Source organism: Microbacterium sp. UBA1097, from assembly GCF_002313585.1.
Taxonomy (GTDB): domain Bacteria; phylum Actinomycetota; class Actinomycetes; order Actinomycetales; family Microbacteriaceae; genus Microbacterium.
Genome location: NZ_DCBW01000038.1, coordinates 90,960 through 99,509, shown reverse-complemented (window position 1 = coordinate 99,509; position 8,550 = coordinate 90,960). Strand labels below are relative to the sequence as shown.

The 8,550-nt window shown below is 65.3% G+C and carries 13 protein-coding genes; all 13 read left to right on the top strand.

What is annotated here, in order from left to right; translation table 11 throughout:
• The coding region (locus B4F19_RS09280; RefSeq protein WP_292734383.1) for an elongation factor Tu at positions 1-894 on the top strand (894 nt) is incomplete at its 5' end.
• Between the two features lie 293 nt (positions 895-1,187).
• Positions 1,188-1,682 carry a cell wall protein gene (locus B4F19_RS09275; protein WP_292734380.1) on the top strand — a complete coding sequence of 165 codons (495 nt, stop codon included), beginning with the start codon at positions 1,188-1,190 and terminating at the stop codon, positions 1,680-1,682.
• Positions 1,683-1,994: 312 nt separating this feature from the next.
• Positions 1,995-2,969, top strand: coding sequence for a hypothetical protein (locus B4F19_RS09270; RefSeq protein WP_292734377.1), 975 nt, complete (start codon positions 1,995-1,997; stop codon positions 2,967-2,969).
• Positions 2,970-3,485: 516 nt separating this feature from the next.
• Positions 3,486-3,794, top strand: coding sequence for a 30S ribosomal protein S10 (rpsJ, locus tag B4F19_RS09265; RefSeq protein ID WP_013584016.1), 309 nt, complete (start codon positions 3,486-3,488; stop codon positions 3,792-3,794).
• 8 nt (positions 3,795-3,802) lie between these two features.
• The gene (gene rplC, locus B4F19_RS09260; protein WP_292729505.1) at positions 3,803-4,462 is read left to right on the top strand and encodes a 50S ribosomal protein L3; all 660 of its coding nucleotides are present in this window, start codon (positions 3,803-3,805) and stop codon (positions 4,460-4,462) included.
• A 2-nt stretch (positions 4,463-4,464) separates the two neighbouring features.
• The gene (rplD, locus tag B4F19_RS09255; RefSeq protein WP_228177323.1) at positions 4,465-5,127 is read left to right on the top strand and encodes a 50S ribosomal protein L4; all 663 of its coding nucleotides are present in this window, start codon (positions 4,465-4,467) and stop codon (positions 5,125-5,127) included.
• Positions 5,124-5,423 (top strand): 50S ribosomal protein L23, encoded by a 300-nt coding sequence (rplW, locus tag B4F19_RS09250; protein WP_195692935.1) that lies wholly within the window; start codon positions 5,124-5,126, stop codon positions 5,421-5,423. The genes rplD and rplW overlap by 4 nt, the downstream gene beginning before the upstream one ends.
• A gap of 24 nt (positions 5,424-5,447) precedes the next feature.
• Positions 5,448-6,287: a 50S ribosomal protein L2 gene (gene rplB / locus B4F19_RS09245; RefSeq protein ID WP_195692936.1), complete on the top strand. Its 840-nt coding sequence runs from the start codon at positions 5,448-5,450 to the stop codon at positions 6,285-6,287.
• A gap of 13 nt (positions 6,288-6,300) precedes the next feature.
• The gene (gene rpsS, locus B4F19_RS09240; protein ID WP_194423760.1) at positions 6,301-6,582 is read left to right on the top strand and encodes a 30S ribosomal protein S19; all 282 of its coding nucleotides are present in this window, start codon (positions 6,301-6,303) and stop codon (positions 6,580-6,582) included.
• A gap of 25 nt (positions 6,583-6,607) precedes the next feature.
• The gene (gene rplV, locus B4F19_RS09235) at positions 6,608-7,003 is read left to right on the top strand and encodes a 50S ribosomal protein L22 (protein ID WP_228177321.1); all 396 of its coding nucleotides are present in this window, start codon (positions 6,608-6,610) and stop codon (positions 7,001-7,003) included.
• Positions 7,003-7,761 (top strand): 30S ribosomal protein S3, encoded by a 759-nt coding sequence (rpsC, locus tag B4F19_RS09230; RefSeq protein WP_195692938.1) that lies wholly within the window; start codon positions 7,003-7,005, stop codon positions 7,759-7,761. Before rplV ends, rpsC begins: the two co-directional genes overlap by 1 nt.
• Positions 7,761-8,180: a 50S ribosomal protein L16 gene (rplP, locus tag B4F19_RS09225; protein ID WP_195692939.1), complete on the top strand. Its 420-nt coding sequence runs from the start codon at positions 7,761-7,763 to the stop codon at positions 8,178-8,180. The genes rpsC and rplP overlap by 1 nt, the downstream gene beginning before the upstream one ends.
• Positions 8,180-8,491, top strand: coding sequence for a 50S ribosomal protein L29 (gene rpmC / locus B4F19_RS09220; protein ID WP_292734372.1), 312 nt, complete (start codon positions 8,180-8,182; stop codon positions 8,489-8,491). Before rplP ends, rpmC begins: the two co-directional genes overlap by 1 nt.
• Positions 8,492-8,550: the final 59 nt, after the last annotated feature.

The window sequence follows — 8,550 nt, the reverse complement described above, 5'->3', positions numbered from 1 at the left end:
CAGATGGACGGCGCGATCCTCGTGGTCGCCGCCACCGACGGCCCGATGGCTCAGACCCGTGAGCACGTTCTGCTCGCCAAGCAGGTCGGTGTTCCCTACCTGCTCGTTGCGCTGAACAAGGCTGACATGGTCGACGACGAGGAGATCCTGGAGCTCGTCGAGCTCGAGGTCCGCGAGCTGCTCTCGAGCCAGGACTTCGACGGTGACAACGCTCCCGTCATCCGTGTCTCGGGCCTGAAGGCTCTCGAGGGTGACGAGCAGTGGGTCAACTCGATCGTCGAGCTCATGGAGGCCGTCGACGAGTCCATCCCCGACCCGGTGCGTGACAAGGACAAGCCGTTCCTCATGCCCATCGAGGACGTCTTCACCATCACCGGTCGTGGCACCGTCGTCACGGGCCGCGCCGAGCGTGGCACTCTCGCGATCAACTCCGAGGTCGAGATCGTCGGCATCCGCCCGACGCAGAAGACCACGGTTACCGGTATCGAGATGTTCCACAAGCAGCTCGACGAGGCGTGGGCCGGCGAGAACTGTGGTCTGCTTCTTCGCGGCACCAAGCGCGAGGACGTGGAGCGTGGCCAGGTCGTCGTGAAGCCCGGTTCGGTTACCCCTCACACCAACTTCGAGGGCACGGCGTACATCCTGTCCAAGGACGAGGGTGGCCGTCACAACCCGTTCTTCACGAACTACCGCCCGCAGTTCTACTTCCGCACCACCGACGTGACCGGCGTCATCACGCTGCCCGAGGGCACCGAGATGGTCATGCCCGGTGACACCACCGACATGACGGTCGAGCTGATCCAGCCCATCGCCATGGAAGAGGGCCTCGGATTCGCGATCCGTGAGGGTGGCCGCACCGTCGGCGCCGGCACGGTCACGAAGATCCTGAAGTAATCTTCGGAATCTCTCGACAGGGGTCGCTCGCGTCATGCGGGCGGCCCCTGTCGTCATACTGGAAACCCCCTGCTTCGGGGGTTGTGTCTCGGGGAGCACTTTGTTTCGAACCGGTGAACATTGCGTCCCGTTTCACGGCTCCGATTGTGGTATTCGCGAAACTGTGGGTAGCCTGGGAACAACTCGGGGAGGACGAGGGCTGTTCCAGGCAGCGATGGCCTCCGCGCGAAACGCCCCCCACGCCGCATGTCGGCAATAAACCAAACAGACTTTTTCTACGTCGGGGAGACACTATGAAGAGCCTACGTACCAAGATCGCGGCGGTCGCAATCGCTATCGTCGCTCTCGTTGCCGCCCCTACGGCGGCGATGGCCTACACGCCCGTTCCGCCGAGCGGAACCACGACAACGATTCCGGCCGGCGGGTCGGCGACGTTCCTGTTCGACTTCAGCGGCACCGGCACCGTCACCTACACCCTGACCGGTGAGGGCGTCGGGCCGGGCAGCCTCGCCATGGTGAAGGCTGCGCCGCCCTCTACCCAGGTGACCAAGGCAACGGGCGAAACCGTCACCGTCACTCTGCCCACGAACGCGACTGGGCAGTACACGCTGGTGGGCGTGCGTGACGGCGGGGCCGAAGAGATCACCCTCACGATCAACGCGACGATCGCCACTACAGGTTTCGACGCGAGCTCGATGCTCGGCGTCTGGATCGGTGGCGGCGTACTGCTGCTCGGCGGTGTGCTCGTCACGGTCTTCGCGGCTCGCCGCGAGCGTCAGGACGCCTAAGCCTTAGCGCTACGTCGGAAGCCCCCGCACTTCGGTGTGGGGGCTTCCTGCATCCCCATCCCTTTCCCGCGAGTTGTCCTTCGCTGACGCGAGTTGTCCCTTGCTCACGCGAGTTGTCCTTCGCTGACGCGAGTTGTCCCTGGCCGACGCGAGTTGTCCTTTGCTGACGCGAGTTGTCCCTGGCTGACCGGCCCGAGTAGGTCGACGAGCCGTCCCCGATCAGCTCCTCCCCACCTGCAGCCCCAGCGGCAATACTTCTCGCGCGTGGCGCACTCCCGCGCGAGTGGGTAACGACGGTGCACCGTGGATGCCATGACTCGTCGCCGTCCACCAGCGCAGCTGTTCAGCCTCTCGGATACGGACATCGGGCTGCCGCGTCGCGGGGTGGCAGGGAAGCGCCTCGCTTCCCTGCGTCCTGGCGCGCTCGTCCTGGCTTCCGATTGGGATGCCGTCTACGCGGAAGAGCGCCTTCGTTTGCGCGCGCTGGCCGTCGACGGCCGTCGACGTACGCGATCGGGAGCTTGGTCACACGCCACCGCTGCTGCTCTTCACGGGCTTCCGCTCTACCGGACCGGCACGAATCGCGTTTCGATGACCCTGTTCGGTGAACATCCGCGCCGGAACGGATCCGACGTGACGTGGCACTTCGCGCCGCTCGACGAGAGCGAGATCGTTGAGCGGGAGGGGATGCGCGTCACGAGTCTCGATCGAACTGTCTATGACGTCATCCGCACGGAGTCGTTAGAAACCGCCGTGGCTTGCTTCGATGCGGCGCTCCGGATGGCCGGGTGGGATGAGACAACGAACGAGTATGACAACGCCGCCGCCGAGGAATGCCGCGCCCTCGTCCGCGCTCGTGTCTTCGCCAACCCGGGCGCCCGCGGCATCATCCAGGCGCGATTCGTCACGCGCTTTGCGGACGGACGTGCCCAACTTCCGGGCGAGAGCGTGAGCAGGCTCTGGATGGCTCAGCTCGGCATCCGCAAACCCGAACTGCAATACCGGGTGGCACTGGGCGGTGGGAAGTACGCGTTGCTCGACTTCGCGTGGCCGGATGCCGGGCTCTGGTGCGAGTTCGACGGTGAGGTGAAGTACAGCGATGGCGACATCCTGCGGGGCCGTCACCGCGACGACGTTCTTGCTGCGCAGGCGGAGCGTGAGCGCAAGATTCGAGCGGCGACCGGATGGCAGCCGTACCGGTGGGGCTTCGAACAGATGCAGTGCTTCGACGAGTTCGTGGAGTATCTGCGGGAGATCCGGCTCTACCCGGCACTTCGCGCAGAGTGACAGCGCGGCTGACTCAAGGACAACTCGCCTGGGTGAGTGACAACTCGGCTGAGCGAAGGACAACTCGGCTGGGGGAGGGACAACTCGGCCGGGGGAGGGACAACTCGGCTGGGAAGGTTTCGAGCTCACGGATCGAATCCGGCGCGAGTTTGCGACACGCCCGGGATGCACGTAGACTGTTCAGGTTCCACATTCCGGTGCGCACTGCTGTGCGCCTGGATCACTGCCAGGGCAGTGCATAGAACGCGCGGAAGCGCAGAGTCTAGGCCGCGGGCAGCAGAACACGTTTCCCACACAGCATCCCTGCTTGCCAGGGTGACACGCGTGCGTGTCGTGCGGGACCGGATGCGCGAGCGTCCGGGTTGACATCAGAACAGCGGTGCAGCATCCGCAACATGCATCCCCATGCAGCGGAGTGAAGTGCCACGGCGTGCAAGCGCCACGGTGCGTCCAATGCCCGTGCCCCGAACCGATCGGGGTTCAGAGGTAAGACGCGAGAAAGAGAGTGAGCAGACAATGGCGGGACAGAAGATCCGCATTCGCCTGAAGTCGTACGACCACGCCGGGCTCGACAGCTCGGCGCGCAAGATCGTCGACACCGTGACCCGAGCGGGCGCGACGGTCGTTGGACCCGTGCCGCTTCCGACCGAAAAGAACGTCGTGTGCGTCATCCGGTCGCCCCACAAGTACAAGGACAGCCGCGAGCACTTCGAGATGCGCACCCACAAGCGTCTGATCGACATCATCGATCCGACGCCCAAGGCCGTCGACTCGCTGATGCGCCTTGACCTGCCGGCCGACGTCAACATCGAGATCAAGCTCTGAGGTTCGACATGGCTGACATCAACTCAAAGATTTCGAAGGGACTGCTGGGCACCAAGCTCGGCATGACCCAGGTTTGGGACGAGAACGGCAAGCTCGTTCCCGTCACCGTGATCGAGGTGGCCCCCAACGTGGTCACCCAGGTCCGCACTCCCGAGAAGGACGGCTACAACGCCGTGCAGATCGCGTACGGCCAGATCGACCCCCGCAAGGTGAACAAGCCCCTCTCGGCCCACTTCGAGGCCGCGGGCGTCACCCCGCGCCGCCACCTCACCGAGGTGCGCACGGCGGATGCTGCTGACTACTCACTCGGCCAGGAGCTCACCGTCGACGGCGTGTTCGAGGCCGGTCAGCTGGTCGACGTCGTCGGCACCAGCAAGGGCAAGGGCACCGCAGGTGTCATGAAGCGCCACAACTTCCAGGGTGTTTCGGCCTCGCACGGTGCGCACCGTAACCACCGCAAGCCCGGTTCGATCGGCGCCTCCTCGACCCCCAGCCGCGTGTTCAAGGGCATGCGGATGGCAGGTCGCATGGGTGGCGAGCGTGTCACCGTGCTCAACCTCACCGTCCACGCAGTCGACGCCGAGAAGGGTCTGCTGCTCGTCAAGGGCGCTGTCCCCGGTGCGCGTGGTCGCATCGTCTACGTCCGCAACGCAGTGAAGGGTGCCTGATCATGGCTGACTCGACTCTCGCGCTCGACGTCCACAAGGCTGACGGCAAGAAGGCCGGCTCGGTTGAGCTGCCCGCCGCCCTGTTCGACGTCAAGACGAACATTCCGCTCATCCACCAGGTCGTCGTTGCGCAGCGCGCCGCGGCTCGCCAGGGAACACACTCGACCAAGCGTCGCGGTGAGGTCTCGGGTGCCGGTCGCAAGCCCTTCAAGCAGAAGGGCACGGGTAACGCCCGTCAGGGTTCGATCCGCGCGCCGCACATGACCGGTGGTGGCATCGTCCACGGCCCCAAGCCCCGCGACTACGGCCAGCGCACGCCAAAGAAGATGATCGCTGCCGCGCTCCTCGGTGCGCTGAGCGATCGCGCTCGCGGTGACCGCCTGCACATCGTCGACTCGTTCGGCATCGAAGGCGCTCCGTCCACGAAGGCTGCTGTCGCGGTCCTCGGCAATCTCGCCCCGGCGAAGAACGTGCTCGTGGTCGTCACGCGCGACGACGAGACCAGCATCCTGAGCGTCCGCAACCTCGCGTACGTGCACGTGCTCTACGTCGACCAGCTCAACGCCTACGACGTGCTCGTCTCGGACGACATCGTCTTCACCAAGGCTGCCTACGACGCGTTCGTCGCGTCGAAGACCGTCTCCACCCAGGAGGTCTCCGCATGACCGCTGTCAACAAGGACCCGCGCGACATCATCCTGAAGCCGGTCGTCTCCGAGAAGAGCTACTCGCTCATCGACGAGGGCAAGTACACGTTCCTCGTGGACCCGCGTGCGACCAAGACCGAGATCAAGCTCGCGATCGAGAAGATCTTCGGCGTCAAGGTGGCGTCGGTCAACACGATCAACCGCGTCGGCAAGGCCCGTCGCACCCGTTTCGGCATGGGCAAGCGCAAGGACACCAAGCGCGCCATCGTCACGCTGAAGTCGGGCTCCATCGACATCTTCACGGCAGTCGGCTGACAGTCGGGATAGAGGACTAGAGACATGGCAATTCGCAAGTACAAGCCCACGACCCCCGGTCGCCGCGGCTCGTCGGTGGCGGACTTCGCTGAGATCACCCGATCGACGCCCGAGAAGTCGCTCCTTCGTCCCATCGCGAAGACCGGTGGCCGCAACAACCAGGGCCGCATCACCACGCGTCACATCGGTGGCGGACACAAGCGTCAGTACCGCGTCATCGACTTCCGTCGCAATGACAAGGACGGCATCGACGCCAAGGTCGCCCACATCGAGTACGACCCCAACCGCACCGCGCGCATCGCGCTGCTGCACTACGTCGACGGCGAGAAGCGGTACATCCTCGCGCCGAACAAGCTGCAGCAGGGTGACATCGTGGAGTCGGGCGCCTCGGCCGACATCAAGCCCGGCAACAACCTGCCCCTGCGCAACATCCCGACCGGTACCGTCGTGCACGCCATCGAGCTGCGCCCCGGCGGCGGCGCGAAGATGGCCCGCTCGGCAGGAGCAGCGGTTCGCCTTGTCGCCAAGGACGGCCCGTACGCGCAGCTTCGTCTGCCCTCGGGTGAGATCCGCAACGTGGATGCCCGCTGCCGCGCGACGATCGGTGAGGTCGGCAACGCCGAGCAGTCGAACATCAACTGGGGTAAGGCCGGTCGCAAGCGCTGGAAGGGCGTTCGCCCCACCGTCCGCGGTGTCGCGATGAACCCGGTCGACCACCCGCACGGTGGTGGTGAGGGCAAGACCTCTGGTGGTCGTCACCCCGTGAGCCCGTGGGGTCAGGCGGAGGGCCGTACGCGCCACGCCAACAAGGAAAGCGACAAGCTCATCGTCCGCCGCCGCACGGCCGGCAAGAAGCGCAAGTAGGTAGGAACAGAAGATGCCACGCAGTCTCAAGAAGGGCCCCTTCGTCGACGAGCACCTGCTTCGCAAGGTCGTCTCCCAGAACGAATCCGGCTCCAAGAACGTGATCAAGACCTGGTCGCGTCGCTCGATGATCATCCCGGCCATGCTCGGACACACGATCGCCGTGCACGACGGTCGCAAGCACATCCCCGTGTTCGTGACCGAGACCATGGTCGGCCACAAGCTGGGCGAGTTCGCGCCCACCCGCACCTTCCGCGGCCACGAGAAGGACGACAAGAAGGGCCGCCGCCGCTGACGCGGGGGCGCAAGAGGAGAGAGAAATGGTGGAGTCCATCGCACGCGTGCGACACATCCGCGTGACCCCTCAGAAGGCTCGTCGTGTCGTCGCTCTCATCAAGGGCAAGCAGGCCGAAGAGGCCCTCGCGATCCTGAAGTTCGCGCCGCAGGGCGCCAGCGAGCCGATCTACAAGCTGGTCGCTTCGGCCATCGCGAACGCTCGCGTGAAGGCCGACAACGAGGGCACCTACTTCGACGAGGGTGCGCTGTTCGTCAAGAACGCGTATGTCGATGAGGGAACGACGCTCAAGCGGTTCCAGCCGCGCGCGCAGGGTCGTGCATTCCAGATCAAGAAGCGCACCAGCCACATCACGGTTGTCCTCGCGACCCCCGAGGTTGCTGAGACCGCGCCCGCTACCCAGAAGAAGGCGAGCAAGTAATGGGACAGAAAGTCAACCCGTACGGCTTCCGCCTGGGCATCACCACCGACCACGTGTCGCGGTGGTTCTCGGATTCGACCAAGCCGGGTCAGCGCTACGCGGACTACGTGGCCGAGGACATCAAGATCCGTCGACTGCTGAAGACGCAGCTCGACCGTGCCGGTGTCAGCAACATCGAGATCGAGCGCACGCGTGACCGCGTCCGCGTCGACATCCACACCGCCCGCCCGGGCATCGTGATCGGTCGCCGCGGAGCCGAGGCCGAGCGCATCCGCGCCGACCTCGAGAAGCTCACCGGTAAGCAGATCCAGCTGAACATCCTCGAGGTCAAGAACCCCGAGGCCGACGCTCAGCTGGTCGCGCAGGGCATCGCCGAGCAGCTGTCTGCTCGTGTCGCATTCCGTCGCGCCATGCGTAAGGGTCTGCAGGGCGCGCAGCGTGCCGGCGCCAAGGGTGTCCGGATCCAGGTCTCGGGTCGCCTCGGCGGCGCGGAGATGAGCCGGTCGGAGTTCTACCGTGAAGGTCGTGTGCCCCTGCACACCCTGCGCGCGAACATCGACTACGGCTTCTACGAGGCCAAGACCACCTTCGGCCGCATCGGCGTGAAGGTCTGGATCTACAAGGGCGACCTCACCAACAAGGAACTGGCCCGCGAGCAGGCGAACCAGAAGCCCGCGCGCGAGCGTGGTGACCGTCGTGGCCCCCGTCGCGACAACCGCGCCGCTGAGGCCCCGGTCGCAGAAGGAGCGTCGGCATAATGCTCATCCCCCGCAAGGTCAAGTACCGCAAGCAGCACCACCCGGGTCGCGATGGCCAGGCCACCGGTGGCACGAAGGTGTCGTTCGGTGAGTTCGGCATCCAGGCCCTGACCCCCGCTTACGTGACCAACCGTCAGATCGAGTCAGCTCGTATCGCGATGACCCGTCACATCAAGCGTGGTGGAAAGGTGTGGATCAACATCTACCCCGACCGTCCGCTGACCAAGAAGCCTGCCGAAACCCGCATGGGTTCGGGTAAGGGTTCGCCGGAGTGGTGGGTCGCAAACGTCAAGCCGGGTCGCGTCCTGTTCGAGGTCGCCGGCGTCAACGAGCAGCTCGCTCGTGAGGCCCTGACCCGTGCCATCCACAAGCTGCCCCTGAAGGCACGCATCATCAAGCGCGAGGAGGGCGACGCGTAATGGCGATCGGCACCAAGACGCTCGCCCCGAGCGAGCTCGACACGTTCGAAGACCAGCGCCTGGTCGAGGAGCTGCGCAAGGCCAAGGAAGAGCTGTTCAACCTGCGCTTCCAGTCGGCCACCGGCCAGCTCGACAGCCACGGCCGCATCCGTGCGGTCAAGCGCGACATCGCGCGGCTGTACACCGTCATCCGCGAGCGCGAGCTCGGCATTCGTGCCACGCCCGCTCCCGTCGAGAAGGCGACCAAGGCGCGCAAGACGAAGGCAGCGAAGTCGGATGACGCCGCCGCCGCCAAGGAGGAGGCTGAGTGATGGCCACCACAGAGAACACCACTGAGAAGGCTCCGGCCAAGAAGGCTCCCGCCAAGAAG